At 53.4% G+C, this 18,466-nt stretch carries 19 protein-coding genes and 1 pseudogene; 12 read left to right on the top strand and 8 right to left on the bottom strand.

Annotation, left to right across the window (positions count from 1 at the left end; genetic code table 11):
• Positions 1–159: 159 nt before the first annotated feature.
• From E5K03_RS17860 to E5K03_RS17965, 3 genes are all read right to left on the bottom strand, one after another.
• Complete coding sequence (locus tag E5K03_RS17860) at positions 160–447, bottom strand: helix-turn-helix domain-containing protein (RefSeq protein WP_171006569.1); 288 nt, start codon at positions 445–447, stop codon at positions 160–162.
• Positions 407–1,099: a GAF domain-containing protein gene (locus E5K03_RS01465; protein ID WP_138004605.1), complete on the bottom strand. Its 693-nt coding sequence runs from the start codon at positions 1,097–1,099 to the stop codon at positions 407–409. Before E5K03_RS01465 ends, E5K03_RS17860 begins: the two co-directional genes overlap by 41 nt.
• Positions 1,100–1,296: 197 nt before the next feature.
• Positions 1,297–1,467: a DUF7837 family putative zinc-binding protein gene (locus E5K03_RS17965; protein ID WP_449267293.1), complete on the bottom strand. Its 171-nt coding sequence runs from the start codon at positions 1,465–1,467 to the stop codon at positions 1,297–1,299.
• A 221-nt stretch (positions 1,468–1,688) separates the two neighbouring features.
• On the opposite strand from E5K03_RS17965, the gene E5K03_RS01460 reads away from it, so the two are divergent.
• The 4 genes from E5K03_RS01460 (at position 1,689) to E5K03_RS01445 (ending at position 7,937) form a co-directional block, all read left to right on the top strand.
• Positions 1,689–3,134, top strand: a complete 1,446-nt coding sequence (locus E5K03_RS01460; protein ID WP_138004604.1) for an ATPase domain-containing protein — start codon at positions 1,689–1,691, stop codon at positions 3,132–3,134.
• Positions 3,127–4,989: a PAS domain-containing protein gene (locus E5K03_RS01455; protein ID WP_138004603.1), complete on the top strand. Its 1,863-nt coding sequence runs from the start codon at positions 3,127–3,129 to the stop codon at positions 4,987–4,989. The genes E5K03_RS01460 and E5K03_RS01455 overlap by 8 nt, the downstream gene beginning before the upstream one ends.
• 434 nt (positions 4,990–5,423) lie before the next feature.
• Positions 5,424–6,434: a tyrosine-type recombinase/integrase gene (locus E5K03_RS01450; protein WP_138004602.1), complete on the top strand. Its 1,011-nt coding sequence runs from the start codon at positions 5,424–5,426 to the stop codon at positions 6,432–6,434.
• Positions 6,435–6,545: 111 nt separating this feature from the next.
• Complete coding sequence (locus tag E5K03_RS01445; RefSeq protein ID WP_138004601.1) at positions 6,546–7,937, top strand: ATP-binding protein; 1,392 nt, start codon at positions 6,546–6,548, stop codon at positions 7,935–7,937.
• Between the two features lie 37 nt (positions 7,938–7,974).
• Here E5K03_RS01445 and E5K03_RS01440 read toward each other — a convergent pair whose 3' ends face one another.
• Complete coding sequence (locus E5K03_RS01440) at positions 7,975–8,796, bottom strand: SWIM zinc finger family protein (RefSeq protein ID WP_138004600.1); 822 nt, start codon at positions 8,794–8,796, stop codon at positions 7,975–7,977.
• Positions 8,797–9,147: 351 nt separating this feature from the next.
• Here E5K03_RS01440 and E5K03_RS01435 point away from each other — a divergent pair, with 351 nt between their 5' ends.
• From E5K03_RS01435 to E5K03_RS01415, 5 genes are all read left to right on the top strand, one after another.
• The gene (locus tag E5K03_RS01435) at positions 9,148–9,636 is read left to right on the top strand and encodes a type II toxin-antitoxin system death-on-curing family toxin (protein WP_138004599.1); all 489 of its coding nucleotides are present in this window, start codon (positions 9,148–9,150) and stop codon (positions 9,634–9,636) included.
• A 25-nt stretch (positions 9,637–9,661) separates the two neighbouring features.
• Entirely contained in the window at positions 9,662–9,802 is a 141-nt protein-coding gene (locus E5K03_RS17055) for a hypothetical protein (RefSeq protein ID WP_171006568.1), read from the top strand.
• 68 nt (positions 9,803–9,870) lie between these two features.
• Positions 9,871–10,200 (top strand): hypothetical protein, encoded by a 330-nt coding sequence (locus tag E5K03_RS01430; RefSeq protein WP_138004598.1) that lies wholly within the window; start codon positions 9,871–9,873, stop codon positions 10,198–10,200.
• Between the two features lie 67 nt (positions 10,201–10,267).
• The gene (locus tag E5K03_RS01425; protein ID WP_138004597.1) at positions 10,268–10,465 is read left to right on the top strand and encodes a hypothetical protein; all 198 of its coding nucleotides are present in this window, start codon (positions 10,268–10,270) and stop codon (positions 10,463–10,465) included.
• 589 nt (positions 10,466–11,054) lie between these two features.
• Entirely contained in the window at positions 11,055–11,438 is a 384-nt protein-coding gene (locus E5K03_RS01415; protein ID WP_138004595.1) for a hypothetical protein, read from the top strand.
• Between the two features lie 181 nt (positions 11,439–11,619).
• On the opposite strand, the gene E5K03_RS01405 is transcribed toward E5K03_RS01415, so the two are convergent.
• Positions 11,620–12,201, bottom strand: coding sequence for a YIP1 family protein (locus E5K03_RS01405; RefSeq protein ID WP_138004593.1), 582 nt, complete (start codon positions 12,199–12,201; stop codon positions 11,620–11,622).
• A 499-nt stretch (positions 12,202–12,700) separates the two neighbouring features.
• Here E5K03_RS01405 and E5K03_RS01400 point away from each other — a divergent pair, with 499 nt between their 5' ends.
• Complete coding sequence (locus E5K03_RS01400; RefSeq protein ID WP_138004592.1) at positions 12,701–13,714, top strand: tyrosine-type recombinase/integrase; 1,014 nt, start codon at positions 12,701–12,703, stop codon at positions 13,712–13,714.
• A gap of 160 nt (positions 13,715–13,874) precedes the next feature.
• Complete coding sequence (locus tag E5K03_RS01395; RefSeq protein WP_138004591.1) at positions 13,875–14,867, top strand: hypothetical protein; 993 nt, start codon at positions 13,875–13,877, stop codon at positions 14,865–14,867.
• A 186-nt stretch (positions 14,868–15,053) separates the two neighbouring features.
• On the opposite strand, the gene E5K03_RS01390 is transcribed toward E5K03_RS01395, so the two are convergent.
• Positions 15,054–15,359 (bottom strand): hypothetical protein, encoded by a 306-nt coding sequence (locus tag E5K03_RS01390; protein WP_137196665.1) that lies wholly within the window; start codon positions 15,357–15,359, stop codon positions 15,054–15,056.
• A gap of 255 nt (positions 15,360–15,614) precedes the next feature.
• Here E5K03_RS01390 and E5K03_RS01385 point away from each other — a divergent pair.
• A pseudogene (locus E5K03_RS01385) lies at positions 15,615–15,836 on the top strand (IS5/IS1182 family transposase); the annotation flags it as partial.
• Here E5K03_RS01385 and E5K03_RS01380 read toward each other — a convergent pair.
• Together E5K03_RS01380 and E5K03_RS01375 are read right to left on the bottom strand one after the other, a co-directional pair.
• The gene (locus E5K03_RS01380) at positions 15,821–17,002 is read right to left on the bottom strand and encodes a hypothetical protein (protein ID WP_137196664.1); all 1,182 of its coding nucleotides are present in this window, start codon (positions 17,000–17,002) and stop codon (positions 15,821–15,823) included. The pseudogene E5K03_RS01385 and the gene E5K03_RS01380 sit on opposite strands and share 16 nt — an antisense overlap.
• Positions 17,003–17,033: 31 nt before the next feature.
• Positions 17,034–18,344, bottom strand: a complete 1,311-nt coding sequence (locus tag E5K03_RS01375) for a tyrosine-type recombinase/integrase (RefSeq protein ID WP_138004590.1) — start codon at positions 18,342–18,344, stop codon at positions 17,034–17,036.
• Positions 18,345–18,466: the final 122 nt, after the last annotated feature.

Here is an 18,466-nt window from a genome sequence, read left to right as displayed (position 1 = left end):
AGGCCAGCCACTTTACGATGGCTCGACACCACCCGTCTCACCACGTCTTACCTTGTTTCAGTGCGTGGGTTTTGAGCGGTTGTTAACGGTGAGCTCCTATCAGATTCAACGAGTTGATGCGGAATAAAACCGTGGATTATGACGAGGAGCGGACGCGATTCACCCACGGGTCAGGTGTTGAGCAAATCGAAGATTTGCGAAAGCCGAAAACGGACGTTTTCGGAAACCCGTGGAACACTCGCTGTACTCTTTAGACTCAGCAGCTCGAAGATGCTGGTTGAACGTTGAATGTGCGATATCGGGAGTCTTGGCAATAGACGTTGAATCTGCATCCCGCGGCCAATTAAAGTATCCTGCGTAGAGGGCCGTCTGCAAGACTTCTTTTTTCCGGGCGGTAAGAGCTCCATCAAGACGTGCTGAGAGAGGTATTGGTTTCTCCCCGCTCACTATCCAGTTTGGATAACAGGGTGAGATCGCTGTAGTCTTCCCGGAGTGAACTCAGATATTTCCCGACACCGACGGAGAATGGCACGGTTGCTGAAACAACGATTTCGTTGGAGTCTGAAGCGTTTGTGATTTGATTTAGCGCAACTCCTTGGTCGGTCAGTTTCTCGCAAAAGCTGCTGTTCCGCGCCGGGATTTTACAGTAGATACCATTTCGAGAGTCGCTCCAAATGACCGTCTCTGGGTCGAAACCAGCAGCTTCGAACGCCTCGGGAGTCACGTTTTCTCCGGTCAATCGCGCGAACAGGAGGTTATGTGGACTATCAGTCACTACATTCAACACTTCGAGATCCGTCTCCATATCCGAAACAAGAGTTGCAGGGCCAGTATCGTCCTCAAACTGGATCTCGAGAATTGTGCCCCCACCTGATAGAAGCGCCACTTTTTGCCGGAGTGCTGATATCCCGTGACCTAGTAGCTGACCGAGCTCTGTGAGGGCTGTCACCTCTTCTTCGGCGAAGGCGTTTGGCAGTTTGGAATGGACTCCTAATACGCCAAGGATCGAACCCTCACTCTGTAGTGGTACAGCCACAATCGAGTTGGAGCCATTCTTCAGTGTGTCTTGTTCCCACTCCGTTTCGGAGCGAGCTGTCATTAACTCGCTCTCCACGACCGAATCCGCAAGCCTGTATGCCCGTTCAGCATGTGGAATTTAGAATTACTTCGTTGGGTATTGTCATCTGCTGAACCGTCGTCCGCTCGCACTTTTTGATATGTGAGCGACTCCGTTTTGGCTCTGCCCTCGATCGTATTCGTATTACTATCTTGTTACCCATCCGTTCGAACAACCGATTACTGAGCATTGGCTTTGGGATCAACGATGGCATCACACGCAGGACACCCTACCCAACTGCGGGGCTCCCCGCTTTCGGTTTCGTAGCGAATAATCACGTGCCTGACTTTGATGTCGACGCCACAGTGAGGACCGGGGTCGAGTATAGTCGGTTGGGGTTCCGGTGCCATGTTGATCGCCGTCTGATACGGTACTTTGGGGAATGAGAGGGGGGAAGACAGGAATCATGTCAGGGCAGGTCTGCCCATCGGAGCGGTCACGCAGGTTGCTTCGCCCCTAATTATACGTAAATACACAATCGGATACGAGCAATTTCGTGTACTGCTCTCGAGAGAGGTAACGGCCACACTTTTCAGAAAAATTATGCATATCGGTCGTGTATGCGTTGGGTATGAGCAATCTAGCGGATCGACAGCGGGTACAGACAGGCGTTCCAAATGCGCTTCCGGTGTTGGACGGTGGACTACTGGCTAACTCAGCAACGCTTGTTCGTGGGACGCCCGGTGCGGGCAAGACGATTTTCGGGTTGCATTTTTTGTCTGCGGCGGACCAGCCGGTGTTGTATATCAACCTCGGCGAGCCAGCCGACTATCTCGAAGCGACCGCCGAGCAGTTTGGACTAGACACCCACCACATTGAGTTTCTCGACCTGTCCCCGTCGGGCGAACAGTTTCAGGGCAACCAGTCGTACAGCCTCTTTGAGCCCGATGAAGTCGAGACGACCTCACTGGTCGATCAGATCCGTGAGACTGTCGAGGAATACGAGCCCACCCGGGTCCTCGTCGATCCAGTAACGGAGCTTCGACATCTGGCACCTGACGCCAGGCAGTTCCGGACACAAGTGCTGAGTCTCTTGGACTTTCTTAAAAATCGTGGTTCGACAGTGGTGTTAACCTCCCAAGCTGCTGACTCAGTGCCGGATGACGATTTGCAGTTCTTAGTCGACACGGTGATTTCACTGGCAGCTGATGGCGGGCATCGAACGCTGTCGGTCCCCAAGTTCCGTGGGTCGACAGCCCGCCGAGGCCCGCATACGATCACGATCTCCGACGAGGGAATGTTCCTTTGGCCAACGCTTGATCCAACCAACCACTACCGCAAAGGCTCGATATCGACGCTGTCATCAGGTGTTTCAGAACTTGATGCGCTCCTTAACGGCGGGATCACAACCGGGACAGTCTCATTTTTGAGCGGACCAACCGGGGTCGGCAAGACAACGACGGGGCTGCAGTTCATCACTGAGGCCGCAGTCAACGACCAACGGTCAGTGTTGTACAGTTTTGAAGAGAGCAAACGCACCGTCTTAGCTCGTGCAGAAGGAATCGGTATGCCGCTACGTGAACAAATCGACGCTGGCAACGTCGTAATCCAGGAGGTCGGCACTGACGAATTGACTCTCGACGAGTTCACACACCAGATTCGAACCGAGGTCGAACAGGAGGGTGCCGAAATCGTTATGATCGACGGGATCACCGGCTATGAACGGGCGTTCAGCCGAGATACTGTCGACCCCGACCACCAGATAGTCAAGATCGGACAGTATCTCCGCAATATGAACGTAACTGGGATCATCACTAATGAGGTCCATCAAATCACTGGCGATTTCAGAGCAACCGAACACAAGATTAGCCATCTAGCCGATGATATTATTTTCCTCCGACACGTCGAGTACAAGGGAGAACTCCGGAAAGTGATTGGGGTCCTGAAAAAACGCACGAGTGATTTCGAATCGACTCTTCGAGTCCTGGATATCACCGACAGCGGACTTACCCTCGGCGAGCCACTCACAGAGTTGCGCAGAATTCTCACCGGGACACCAAACTGGAACGATGACTGAACCGTTCAGTGGCCCAATTGACGGTCAACCACCGGAGACAGGTGCGAACATACCACGGGACCCAGCCGTCATCTATCCACTGATCGCTGACTCCGGCAACAAACGTGTCCTCTGTGGGTGGATCGAAGGTCATGATGACTACGCAGTTGCTGATGATGGGCCACTGTGTGAGGCCTCGTTTGACATCTGTCTAGTCGACCAACCAGCATTGGTTGAATATAGCGAATCGGTCAAGACCGTGAAAGCAGCTGCTGAGCCTGCACTGTTGCCCGTCCTGTTGTTAGTCTCAGATCTCAACAGTGAGCTCAGCAATACCGATAGTGGCGACCTCGCAGATAACGTGTTCACGACGACAGTCGACGAGCTAATTTCACTCCCAATTCGGCAGGCCGAACTCGAATGGCGGCTCAACACTCTCCGCCGACTTCGGACACAGTCGCTCAATCTCAAGGCCCGGACCGAACGGCTCCGGAAGTTCCGAAAAGCCGTTGAGGCATCTGGTCACGGTATCCTGATTACTAACGTAGCCGGGACGATCGAGTACATCAATCCGGCATTCGAAGACATAACTGGCTACAGCAGCCACGAGGCAGTCGGTGACACACCGAGGATGCTCAAGTCTGGCGAGATGTCCGACTCGTTTTATGCACACCTCTGGGAGACCATCACCGCTGGCGAGACGTGGTCTGGGGAGATAGTCAACCGTCGTAAGGACGAAGAGATCTACGTCGCTGACCAGACGATTGCTCCCATTACCAACGAGGTAGGTGAGATCACTGCGTACGTAGCCGTCCAGACAGACATTACTGAGCAAAAACAGTTGGAGAATCGGCTCAAACGCCACCGTGATATCGTCCAGCGGCTTGAAGACCCCATTATGTTGCAGGATACGGACGATCAGTTCGTGTTAGTCAACGATGCACTATGTGAGTTTGCCGGGCGCTCCGCTGAAGAGTTGAAAGGCACTGATGAATATGCATTCATGGATGAGCCAACAGCCCGATTTATTCATCGACAGAAACAGATCGTGCGCTGGACCGAACAACCGGTCACCTACAGCGTCACCCCAGCGTTCGAGTACAGCCGGAAAGAGGCTGTTTTCTACACGAGTCGGTACCCGTATTACGATGAGGACGGCGAATTGGTCGGGACACTCGCAATTTGCCGGGACGTAACTGACCTCGATGAGCGAACTCGCCAGCTTCACGTCTTAGATAATATCCTCCGCCACAATATTCGCAACAGCCTCAACGTGATCGTCGGTCAGGGGGACGAACTTCGGTCGGCTGTCGACGGTGACCTACAGGGGGCTGCCGAGACGATTGTCAAGGCGGCCGATGACCTCCTGACAACCAGCGAGAAGTCACATAAAATCACACAGGTGCTCAGCGAGGACGCTGAAATCAAACGCATCGACCTGACACGCATCCTCGAACAAACGGCTGCGGCACTGGCCGACGAGTGGCCTACCGTCGACCTCTCAGTCTCTCCACCAGACAAGCTCGTTGTGACAGCACATCCGGCTATTGAAGCGGCGCTCAAAGAGCTCTTCGTGAATGCAGCCGCTCACAACGACCACGAGACGCCCCGTGTCGAGGTAACCACGACGGTCGACGACGAGATGGCACTGGTTCGGGTTGCCGACAACGGGCCTGGTATCCCTGCGTTCGATCGGGAGGTACTCGAATCGGGGACTGCCATTGAGACGCTTTCGCACGGGAGCGGGTTAGGCCTCTGGCTTGTCTATTGGGTGGTGAGGCGATCCGGCGGCAAGGTTACTGTTAGCGATCGTGACTCAGTTGGGACTACGGTGACGGTCTCGTTGCCAGCTGTCTCAACAACGATCGATAACTAGGGACAAAACCCATCGTTCGATCGGCTTGCAAACCGATCGTCAGCCGACGAGGAGGTTTCACGCAGCTCAGTGGAGCTGGGGGCAAGCCTACGTCGATCGCCATGCGGGGCAGCCTGGGGTTTGCTGGTTGGGTCGAGACGATCGTGAAGTGTTTCCGGTTAGTTTATTGTCATTTAGACACCGTGTGGATGTAGTAAACCGAGGGACGGTACCGTCGTATTTCAGAATCGTTCGATAACCGAACGAAATCACATACACACATCGGATTTTTTAAAAGGACCAGCCGTTGTCTGTCGGATTCTAATCGTTCGGCAACAGAACGGTCGCGACGGGCGCGCGCTCAGACTCGTAACGAATCGACCTTTCAGGCCTAATACGCCTGAAATCGGGAGGTTCACATCGGGGTCAAATCGTGATTCGCGCTAGCAAGCGCCATAAACGTTGAACCAATCGATCCGGAAACAGCCGTAGAACTGTACCTTGCCGATCGCGAAGCCGAGGTGGCCAAGGCAACGCTGTACTCGCACGGCTCTCGCCTCGGTCACTTCGTTCGCTGGTGTGACGAGGAAGAACTGGAGAATCTAAACGAGCTGAACGGTCGGACCTTACACAGGTATCGTCTGTGGCGGCGTCGCGTGGGAGCGCTCGCACCCGCCACGGAGAAGACCCAGATGGACACGATTCGGGTCTTCATCAAGTGGCTCGAAAGTATCAACGCCGTCGTCGACGACCTCAACACGAAGGTGCGGTCGCCCGTGTTACGAGACGGACAGAACGTCCGCGATATGATGCTTGAGTCCGATCGGGCTGAAGAGGTTCTCGGCTATCTCTCAAAGTACGAGTACGCGTCACGTCCTCACGTCGTGCTCACGCTGATGTGGCATACGATGATGCGGACTGGAGCGGTCCACTCGCTCGACGTAGAAGACTACGATCTGGAAGGGCGGTATATTGCCGTCGTCCACCGCTCAGAGACAGGAACGACGATCAAGAACGGAACCGATGGAGAACGGTCGATCGCGTTATCAAACGGGGTGTGTCGACTTCTCGATGACTGGATCGCGAATCGCCGGCCCGATGTTGACGACGAGTTCGGCAGGCGGCCACTCGTGTCAACGTCGAATGGACGCGCGCATCGATCGACGCTTCGGGGGGATTGTTACAGGTACACAAGGCCCTGCGTTTCCACTGGAGAGTGTCCCCACGACCGTGATCCAGACGATTGTGACGCGATGGCGTATACTGCCGCGTTCGACTGTCCCTCAAGCGTCAGTCCACACGCCCTTCGACGTGGTGGAATCACCCACCACCTGAACAGCGATGTTCCGAAAGACGTCGTCAGTGATCGTGCGAACGTGACACCGGGAGTTCTCGACGAGCACTACGCCCGACGGAGTCAGCATGAGAAAGTGGAGCAGCGCCGAAGGTATCTCGACAACATCTGAGACGCGCTGCCGATTACTGTTCGTCACTACCCATTATAATATACTCAAATATGATATTCTAGAATATGATTATTCAGAATATTTTTATTCTACAGTCACTAACTCGTCGCCATGGTAGACTTCGTGAACCGGTCGGAGGAACTGGATCGACTCTACGATCTCTTCGACTCGGGGAGCGCAGACCTTGCGGTCGTGTACGGGCGGCGACGGCTGGGGAAAACGAGACTCGTAAAGAAGGCGCTTGAGAGACAGGAGAATGTAGTCTTCTATCAGGCACGACAGAAGACGCGAGAGCTCCAACTGGAACAGTTCATCGAGGCCGCAGCCGAGACGTTTCCCGGCATCGAAGACATTCGGCCCGACTGGGAGCGGCTGTTCAGGTATCTGGCCGAGCAAAATGCGATCGTCGTCCTCGACGAGTTCCCGTACCTGATCGAACAGGACGAGAGTCTCCCCTCCGTGTTACAGGCATTGTTCGATCACGAGTTCGACGAGTCGGAGACGACGTTCGTGCTGGTCGGATCGTCGATCAGCATGATGGAGGAAGCAACGCTTCTCGGAGACAGCCCGTTGTACGGCCGGACGTCCCTCACACTTGATATCCGTGAACTCTCGTTCGACGCCGCGACGGAGTTTCTCCCGGACGATGCGACAGCGGACGAGGCCGTGCGTGCGTGGAGCGTGTTCGGTGGCGTTCCCTACTACCTCGAGGAACTCGACGCGGATCGGTCGTTCGGCGAGAACATCCAGCAGACGGTGCTGACCCGTCACGGGTCACTCCGCAATGAGCCGGAGCACGTTCTTCGTATGGAGCTGACAGAGCCGACGCGCTACTTCTCGATCCTCGAAGCGATCGCCGGCGGAGCGACCGGACGGAACGAGATCGCCGGTGTGACAGGTATCGACTACAACCAGCTATCGACGTATTTGGATCGACTCTCTCGGCTTCGGCTCATCGAACGGCACGTGCCGGTGACTGAGAAGCCGGAGCGATCCAAGCGAAGCCAGTATCGCCTGCGTGACCCCCTGTTCCGGTTCTGGTTCCGGTTCCTGTACGGGAGTTCGGATCGCTACGACCAGTTCGGCGACGAGGCCTACGAGCGACTCGTCGAACCGGAGCTGGCCGACTTCGTCGCTCCCGCCTTCGAACAGCTGTGTTGTGAGGCCCTGTGGACGCTGTACGGCGAGACGCCGATCGTCGATGTCGGACAATGGTGGTATCAGGACCACGAGATCGACGTCGTCGGACTCACCGACGAGGAAACGCTCGTCGTCGGCGAGTGCAAGTATCAGGAATCGCCACTCGACTACAGCGCACTAGGCTCACTGGAGGCGCACGTCGAGGAACTCCGGTGGCAGCCGTCGGGCGGTGGCACGCGAACCGTCGAATACGCGCTGTTCTCCCGGAGTGGTTTTACCGATAGCGTCCGCGAAGCCGCTGCCGGACGTGACGATTTACGTCTCTATACGATCGACGACATTGTTGCCGCGCTCGGAGAGTGAGCAGTTGAAGGGCGGCGAAAAGCGAGATAGCGGTGAATTAATACTCTCGCCGCTCAGTGAGCGTTTCCTCTAACTTCGTCGCTGCGCGCTCGAAGTGCTCGCTGAGCAACGGCGTCCCGGATGCCGCCCGGTCCCTGAGGAACGCGACGGCGTCGGCGGCCTCGTCAACGTCGATATCTCCGGCCGTCACGCAGTCGACGTACCCGTCGAGCGCTCGCTTGAATGCCTGCGAGAAGTGGTCGTACGCCCCGTCGACACGTTCCATGTTGCCGTCGAGCGATTCGAGGAGGGCACGATACACTGCCGCCGCCGACGCGTACCTCTCCTGATCGCGATACTCGCCCGCAAGGTCGAACCACTCCGAGAAGTCGATTGGTTCGAAGACGACGAAGTAGTCGGGATTCGTCTCTTCGAACTGCCGGTCGATCGCGTCGCGCAGATCGTCGACCGACCGCGTCGGCGACTCGCCGAAACGGGCGAAGAAGCGTTCACGGAGGGCAACGTCGGTCGCCAGCGTCTCCCGGAGAAAATCTCGGAGGTCGTCGGCGTCGGCAGCTTCGAGCGCGGCGTCAAGCTGGTCGCCCTCGTCTGGGGGACAGTCGTCGACGCATCGAAGCAACACGGCGACGACGTGCTTACACGCCCCTGCCCCGTCGTACGGGCAGTCACACCACGGATCGAACCCGTCAGCCGCGAGATCGACGCGCGCGTCGTACTGACGGTTGCCGTTCACGACGGCGGTCACGGTAGTGCCAACGCGATGAATATCGAGGATGCGGTCCGCAGCAAGGTATCTCTCTCCGCGTTCGAAGACTGCGTCAGTGCAGATCTTTCGAACTGTTCTCTCCGTCACGTCCATGCGTGTGAGCAGTGTTCTGCCGCGGTCCAAAAAAGTCGATACATGAATTTCGCTTTCGGTCCAAATCGTAACGCTCTCTTTCTGAAGGAAGTCACTACCCCGGCGCTGTCATTCGATTATAAGACTACGGGCGCGACGGGATCCACGCGAGCGAAGCGAGCGTGTGGTAAGTCGCGGTCGCGATCGAATGGCGTGAGAGAACGGGCGCGACGGGCGCTACCTCGACTATCGAACGACTCGACTTTTGAGGCGTGAGGCGGCCGAATTCGACGTCATTGAAACGGTGATATCTGACATCGTTCAGCCGGCGATGACAAAATCTACACCGGTGCAGCACCGACGCCAGAGCGAATGGCCGACCCGTTGTGGTACCCGTCCGTCGAAGACGTCGTCACCATCCACGACGACGTCGTCGCGGAGTACCCCGATACTCCCGCCGGTGTTCGGAACCGTGGTGACATCGAGTTCGCACTGAACTACATCGAAGAGGGGAGCCTCGGCTCAGCGCCGGAAACCATCCACCAGAAGGCGTATCATCTTCTACGGCTCCTCGTCGCTAATCACCCCTTCGTCGATGCGAACAAACGTACCGCGCTCAACGTGACGGTCGTCTTCTACTTCCTCAACGGGTATCGGTTCGAGTACGACAGCGAAGTGCGAACGATTCTGAAAGCGTTCGGCACCGACGAAGCGGCCGTCGATGAGGAGGAAACCACCGACTATCTCCGATCCCACACCGAAACACTCGATCTGGCCGGTGAGATCGAAGCGTGGCGAGACGAACTCGTCCGGTACGGGCTAGCGGAGTTGACAGGCGATTCGTTAGACCCGAACGATTAACGGCGTTCGACGCGTTCCTGTAGGTATGGCCACCGAAGAGGGAGCGGAAACGACATCACCGCTTGACGACGTGATGGAGGACATCCGGCGGGAACTGGTTCGGCGGGTCGCGGCGGACGACCGCGATGCGAACCGAGAGATCTACGACGCCCTCGAAGACGAATAACACCGTTACTGGCTGTTAACGCTAGTGGGAGTAGTTATACACACAGGCGGACCCTCTACACGAGTAGTATGGAGCACGCGGACGACCACGGGGCGAAGAAGGAACTCCGGAAAGAGCACCCGAGCGGATGGCTGTACCTCACGCAGCACGATGCGATCCCGATTCTCGTAGACGCGCTGCTCGATCTCCCGCCGAACCGCGAGTTCAATAAGACCGAACTCGCAGAACACGCCGGTGTCACGCGCCAAACCGTCGGCAACTACACCGACCTCCTGATTGAGGTCGAACTCATCGAGGAGGTTCCGAACACGTCACCGCGTCGGTACCGGGTCGCGGACAGCAATGTTGTCCGCGAGCTCTTCGAGCTAAACAGCGCGCTCAACAGCGTCGGCGAGTAGCGACTACCCGCAGAGAGCACGCCGAGCACTCCGAGGAATCTGTGGATCCAACAAAGCCGAAAATATGATGAACAGAGAACCGACTTGGAACGAGAATCTCGGTTTCTTGTTAGTATCGTTCGCACTTGCGAGCGCTGCTGCGTCACTCGTTCCCACAGTAGGACTCGGAGGCCTTCCCGGAGTGGTCGGGGTCATCATCGTGTTCGTAATGACCTTCTTCATCTGTCTGCTAGCTGTTGACCGGCTGTTTCTCCCGAAAGAGTGAGTACACTTGAGAGTCCGAACCGGTGACTGGCTCTACCGAGATCCCGATCAAGTGGTACATTCACCTACTATTCTGATCAGTACAGTGAAGCAGGTAGCGAATTACCAGTAGGGTGGGTTTCGAGGATTGGTGAGTGTCAGGTCCGCCGCTGTACAAGACCCAAGTGAATGAGTAACCCAAGTATTCCCAAGAATCCCAAAACAAGGCCTCGAAGCCGTGGATTTGATAATTCCTTCTTTTCAGAATCGAAAAATACATAGTAGCCGACAGTAGGCCAGAAGATGAGCAGGTACAGACCCATACGGATGAGCAGTCCGCTGTATGCTGTTAGCAAACTCATCGACTATTCACCGCTGTTTCACGGGAGACCATATCTGAGTCGTCGTTTTGTGACGAGAAAGAAGTTCCGCGTATTTGATTTCTAAGTCTGTAAGCGATAGGCACTCTTCAGCGGCCAGCCGTTTCAGGTGAGTATATGTCTGAAGAATGGAATCTCAATAGAGCCGAAGGCCATGGTACGCGGTGAATATCTCCATACAACAGCCACAGCGGTCAAAGCGTATATTCGCTCGGACAACAACAGAGGTGTATGCCCTCCAACTCAAACGACGACGAGACCGGCCGGTCACCGATCGTATTAGCTGGCCTTTCAGCTCTCGGTATCGCGTTCGTGATCGCTGGTGTGGGGCTGTATTACGGGCTCGCAGTCGATTCGATGCGGGTATTCAACGCTGCAGCGGCGGCGATTTTCGTGTTACTGGCTGTTTCGATGGTCATCATCATACGGAGTGAGCCGCTCTTCTCCCGAGAAAACGCGGTGATTTCGGTTTTCGTGTTCACTGCTATGGCGCTCTTCTTCGTATTGAGCACGTTCACTACGCTCCCGTTTCCCGTGTTGGTTGGGGCCCTCGTCTTCGTTGGCGTAATTCTTCCCGGTCTCGTGCTTCAGTATGGGCCCTCAGTTATCAATTAAGATCGAACTCATCGAGGAAGTTCCGAACACGTCACCGTGTCGGTACCGAATCGCGGACAGCAATGTCGTCCGCGAGCTCTTCGAGCTGAACAGCGCGCTCAACAGCGTCGGCGAACCATCAGTTGGTGCTACAGTCAGACCCGACCGCGCTCAATATAGAGTTTCAGCAGAGCCGAAGTACTCAAAAAAGACTGATAACCGTGTTGAGAACGGGGATAGCGACAACGATCCCTGCGACACTAGCTGAGCGTTGAATGTCCACATTTCGAGCATGTTTGATGGCGTACGTGAGAATATATCCTACCCAAACATAACCAATGAGACCAACGACAGTATTGAACAGAAGCAACCAAGGCGGAAGTTGCATCTGAGTCACTGTCATTGACGGTGGATTTCCGGCGAACGCTACGCTCCAAAGGGTGATCGTCGAAATAGTGTTCACGAACAAGAGGGGGAGTAAAGCCCACCCGATATTCGCGGCAGTTTGGGTGATTGAACCATTCCCACCGACGATTGCGGTCAGAAGATACACGATGACTGTTGATACAATCCAAATGCCAGCAGCACCGATTAGACCGCCGAGGAGAATCGAGATCACGAGCGTCTCTGTCGTGATTTCGACCGAAGTAACTTGATCCACATACGGTGCCGCACTTGCAACAGCGACGACACCTGTAAACAGTAAGATTATCGAAGCACTGGCAAGTGACGGAGAGCGTTGAGCGAAGAACTCACCAGGGCCGAATAACGGTGTGGAGGGCATCAATTATTGCACATTTCGGCGCGATCAAAAGTCTGCTGGTCAGAGAGAGCCATCCTCTATACAATAATTGAATCTCGATAGAATTTGGGTATTCTCTCCGGTCACCCGAGAGGGATGAGTCAATCGGCGATTGATTTTCTCTCCCTGCGCCAGTTTGGATGTACGCGAACCCCACCGATGGACCAGCAGACGATCACCTATCGAACGAAAGCACGCGCCTCGCACTATTACGGCGTCTACCCCGACGCAGTCATGCGATTAGAACGATACGGGCGCGACGGGATTTGAACCCCGGTCGTTCCGCTTTGCTTCACTCCCTGATTCAAATCCCTGTAACCGTTTTCACGGCTCACTTCGTTCGCCGAAAAGCGGGCGCGACGGGCCTTGGTCACGCGGCGTGTCAACCCTTACTTTTGGCCGATTCAGATGCTGTAACCGTTGGTTCGTGATTGGCGGTCACCGAGATTCATGGGGTTCGCTTGAACGGAGACAACATATTATGAGTCTCGAACCAATCGATGCCGAAACCGCGCTTGAACTGTACCTTGCAGACAAAGGAAACGAACTCTCAGAGGCCTCGCTCAAAGGCCACAAGTACCGTCTCGGACACTTTGTCCGCTGGTGTAACGAAGTCGAGGAAATCGAGAACCTCAACACGCTCACTGGTCGCCAACTCCACAGGTACCGGCTCTGGCGACGAGAGGACGGTGACCTAAACAAGGTCAGTGAGAAGACACAGATAGATACACTTCGCGTCTTTACTCGATGGCTAGAGTCGATCGACGCTGTGGAACAAGACCTGAGTGAGAAGGTCCTGTCCCCATCGATCACCGCCGACGAGAACTCTCGGGACGTAATGTTGGACAGCGACAGTGCTTCAAAAGTACTCGCCCATTTGGAAAAGTTCGAGTACGCAAGTATTCAGCACGTTTCGATTGCGCTGATGTGGCACACAATGATGCGTGTCGGTGGTGTTCACGCTCTCGATGTGGATGATTATGACCCAGATGAACAGTGTATCAAAATCCGTCATCGCCCGGACACGGGTACACCAATCAAAAACCAAGGGAGAGGTGAGCGAATGGTCGCACTCTCGGATCAGCTATGTGAACTCCTCAACGATTGGCTCGAAAACAAGCGCCCATCAGTTACCGACGAATACGGGCGAGAACCATTATTAGCCTCGCGGAAAGGACGGACGAGCAAATCAACACTTCGTGCCTACGTCTACCGGTGGACGCGTCCCTGTGTCTACAGTACTGAGTGCCCACACGACCGTGGTCTCGGAGAGTGTTCGGCAGTACATCGGGATACTGCCTGCCGGTGTCCGTCAAGCGTGAGTCCCCACGCAATCCGCCGCGGAAGCATCACGCACAGTCTGAACAGCGACATGCCAAATAAAGTCGTCAGCGACCGAGCGAATGTGAGCCAGCGAGTGATCGAACAACATTATGACCGTCGAACAGAACGAGAAAAGATGGAGCAGCGGAGAGAATATCTAGATAACTTGTAGTAGTTCCATACCTCAGGCTCTGTTAAAATCCTCAACCGGTGATAGAATTCAACAGCCATGCTGAATACAGCGCGCGAATCTTACACGTCTGCTCGGTCTATCTATGATACTGTGTTCGTTTGTGCTTCGGCCGAGAGTATTTATACACTCTCAGTGATGTATGAGTGTGTCTGAGAGAGACTTACTCTTTGATGGAAAAATAGATGCAAAATTAACGAACGAACGTGATGTCCGCGAACACTTCCTCAACAGGGCTCACCGATTGGGGCTCTTGCTGGTGGAAGGGCAGGAAGCGTACCCGGATCTTCACATGCGGGACGTAGAATCAAGTGAGGACGTATATGTTGAGGTTGAGCACCTCTCGGCAAATTTTATTGCTCATGGCCACCACAAACAAGAGGTTGAGAACGACGCAGATATCTTGATTTGTGGTGCAGACAACCTCTCTGATGAAGGCCGTAAAAAGACCCCAGAAGTGATTTCCTTGGAGGAGCGATTTGGTGCTGAAATCGACTACGTGCCGCACTACCGCTTAGTACCATACGAAGCGACCTCAACGCGGCGTAAGAGCATTGCACTTAGAGTAACAGAAAGTGGCGTTGAAGCACGCCTAGAAGACGAGACTCGAACTGAGGGTGAAGATGCCAGCGCATGGACAGACGACTCCACAGGAACCATGTGGATGCCCGTAGAGGAATTTTGCACGCTATTCCACAAACTGTCGGAACAAATGGTCAACGGAGAAACAATTGGTGATCTCGTATTTTCACCCGGCTCCGTCGACTTCCAACCTCTTATCGAACTGGGCCAGAGCAGCGATCCGCCATTGCAAGACCAGGGTGACAGTGCAGCCTTAGTGGAACATGATTATCGACATCCGCGCAAAGAAAAGCAGTACATAGCACGGGCAAGTATCAAGCGTTCACCTGATTCGGATGCTATATATTTCCGGATTGGTCATTGGGCGGATGGCGGATCAAGCTTCACCTCACAGCGCGCCACAGTTTTCAATCCTACCGAGTTCTCTGGTGTATTTGACAAGTTACCGGACAATGTGCTTCGAAGCGCTATTGTTTCGGGTGACGAGGAGAAACTTATCAAATATGCGGAGAGAGTGCACGGGGCGGCACTGGGTCTGGGCCGTGACGACTGAGCCCCGGTTAGGTTCCACGCCAATTTCAAGTCACGTTTGTTATTTTAATGTCACTATTGTGCTGAACTCACTCTTTCTATTCAACAGAGCCGCCTGAGAGGTTTATTGAATTCCCCAGTCTGTTAATACGTTTCAACGGCGGGGTGAATACAGCGCGCGTATCGGTTACTGTAGCAGATAGATTGACTATTCTCTTTGGACTTTCAGCACCTGATCGTCTTCTTCGGGATGTTGGAGTTCCCATGGGGGCTCTCCGGGATTTCGCCCCTCTCCGGAGTCATTAAAAATGGATCGAATGTCTCGCTCCCTGAGATCACTATAGTAGAACGCTATTGACGCCATTTTGCCAGCATCATCCCAATCGATGAGACCAGTCATATCACGCGTCCACAGAGCAATTGTATCTCCAAGAATCTCTTTGTCATCGCCCTTTGTTCCGGAAGAGCAGTATGCTTCTCGATGCTCACCAGCGTAGATCGCCCAAGCAACCATGAGTACCAAATCTCAAATGATGTTCATTAAGACTGTCTTTTTTGTGCTTTCTGATAATTTGGAGGAAGGAATTTAATCGACTTAACATCGCTACCCTTTGTTGGGACAGAATTCTACTCACGAAAAGTCGGTTAAATTAGTACGGTGAAAGACCAGAAGGAGAAGAATACGGTCACTGTAGGGGTTCTGAGCATCGTGATGGTGACCTATGCAGTTCACCGGTCTATGGATATTGGACGGAAGAATCACCGGTACGATGCGGAAGTAAACGAAATTCTCGATTTGCCAGTGACGACAACACGAATACACGAGAGTCAGATCGCGCCGTGGTTGATCAAGCGAAATCCTGAGAATATCGACATTCTTCTCGGGGACAAAGGGTATGATGAATAGAAAATCAGGCAGCTTTCCGGTCAATACGAGGTTCATCCACTGATTAACCATCGTGAGTTCACGTCACTCTACGAGTGGTTGAACCCAGAGTCAGGATCATCATCAGCATCCCTAAATTCATCCTCGTAACGTTCACGCTCTTCTGCTGAGTCGGGAAGATCATACCACAGATCTTGGACACGAGGACTAACATCACACCGCTGATCGATCGCATCCGAGGACACACCTCTGTTTTTTTGATCCGTAATGTACCCCGTGCGAATATGATGCGGTGCTCGGCTACTCGGGCACTTAAACGCAGAATTGTTCTTTTGAGCAGCTTCACACTCCTCGGGATCACGATCATGGGGACACTCAAGTCCGACCGCACAAGGTCGAGTCCACTTGTAGGCGATTTTTTTCAATGTCGACGAACTCATTCTACCGTAACCTTTTGTGAGTAGTGGCTCTCTCCCGTCTTTGTCAGTTACAGGGGGTCGCTGGTGATTGAGATAATCCTTAATTATCTCAGACACATCTCCATAGAGAGATACCTCGCGTTCGCTAGCCTCGTCGTTTTTGAGCGGCGTCGTTTCCTGGGTCTCGTACTTAAGAATACCTTCGTCGTAAACAAAGTCTGGCACGTCACGGCCGATTAGACCCCCTCTCCGTGGGGCTGACTGGCACATCAGCTCCATTGAGATATGCTCTACATCGGCGTATTCGAACTTTCGCAAATACTCTAAGGAGGCTTTTGCCAACTTCGGATCAAGTTGCTTCTCGTCAACCCCTTCTCCTGCCGGATAATCTACTTTGGGGATTTTGACGGACTTTTCGAAGCGAACCGGGGCCATACGATGCTCGATCAAATAACGGATAAACTCTCGGAAGAGGTACATATCGTCTTTTAATGTGGTCTTGGCTAATGGTTCATCCCGCGATAGCGAATCGTACTTCCGCCACTGATAATAGCGCTCAATATCTTCACTGGTGAGGTCTTCGGTTGTCCCGAGACCGACTTCGTCTAAGAGATATGTCTTGAGATAATCTAGCTTTCTGTTGTACTGTTGTTCTGACTTGACTTTGTCCAACTTCTTTGCTCGGAACTCTTTGAGGACCTCACTTACTGGTCGAACTTTTAGCGATAGCTCGGGAAACGAATCTGCCATTTCGCTGACTACGCTAGAGGCAATCGCCTCTATAAATTCCTCTGTTGGATTATCAGAGAGGCGTTCTTTCAGCAGTTCTACGTCGTTAGAGCGGCTAGACATTTGTTTTGTGCTGTGAGTTGTAATTTGTGTGTTAGTTAAAATCGCCAAGTGTCCGGTCAGATTCAATATTAGTATCGGACTCTAGATAGGCATCCTCTGGTAGCACCTGTCGAATCCGGTGTCGGAAAAATACGCGTCGATACTGCCGACGTTGTTCCGATGTTAAATAATGGTCCCTCACTGATTTTGGGTCTGATGCACCCTGCTCTTCTGCTAATTCGGCAGCTCTTTGCAAGAGATCAATATCTGCTTCAAGCAAGATGTTATAATAGAATGAACGACCCTGTTTTGGCGTCGGCACTTCTTCGTCTATAGTAATTTCAGCTTTTCGACAGAGTTCTTTGAAACGATCACGCATTTCCTTCGCGCAGAGGAATTCTCTATTCTCATTATCGCTTGGGAAAAGATATCCATTCCAATTTGGTCGTCGCGTCGATCGTCGATCCAAAAGATTGGCAAGTGGCTCAAGACCAAACATGAGACTTACTTCCCCTGGTCCATTTTTTCGCGCTCGTTCTCCAAACTTAATTTTTGGATCTGTTAGATTGAAATTAAACTGCGTCCTGTGGATACCAGCAAGCTCGCTCGTACGGACACCCCACACACAATATCCAATAATTAACATTTTTTCTTCATCTGTGTCAGCAACGACCCACAACCGTCTAACTTGCCCATCAGATAGGCTGGTGGGGTCAGAGGTCCACTCCCATCGGAATTCGTCTTCGATATCTCTCATCGGATCGTATTCGATTCGCCCAGATCGTTCGAGCCACTCAAAAAATCGATGGGCAGCTCGTATATAAGCGTGCGCAGAGTCATCCGACTTCGATTCGGCTCTGAGCGTCTTCGCCACTAGCTTAAATGTATCGTAGGCTTCAGTTTCGACTCTCGGATCATTTGCCAGCGAAATAATAGCATCATCACCATACTCATTTACAAATCTGCTGAGAAATCCGTTAAGACGAGATCTGTTGGACCGTTTTGTGGATGGTTGCCAGTTCCGGCACTCCGCCTGATCATCAAGATAGGCTCTGCATCGCTCAATCGTAGCAACATCGCCGAAACCCCACTCAAATCCTTTTGCCCTCCCTGCAGATGTCATCAAAATAAAAAACTCGGGAACACCCATACTGTGCTTTTCGCTGAGTACCCATCGTAGATGTGAGTATCCGTTGTCGTCCAACCACTTCACTGTCGGATAGTCTCTTGGCGACTTCGGGTGCTGATCCTTCCAATTTTCCAATATTTCTTCACCTATCTTTTGTAGCTCAGATAGATCATGGCACCAATCTCGGTATTCTTGTGGCTCGGCTGTATCATTTTCCTTGGTGTTGGTCGTCATGTCTCAGTGATCTGTACGTGGTCAGAAGGTCATCCGTCTTTAGCTAAGCGAAGAACCGCATGACAGCGGCGGCTTATCGGGACACCTTTTCGGAAGGAATGAGGAGGCTTCAGCTGTGCACA

This window comes from Halalkalirubrum salinum, from assembly GCF_005543295.1.
Classification (GTDB): domain Archaea; phylum Halobacteriota; class Halobacteria; order Halobacteriales; family Haloferacaceae; genus Halalkalirubrum; species Halalkalirubrum salinum.
Note: the sequence above shows the minus strand (reverse complement) of the source record. Positions and strands in the feature narration are given on the sequence as shown.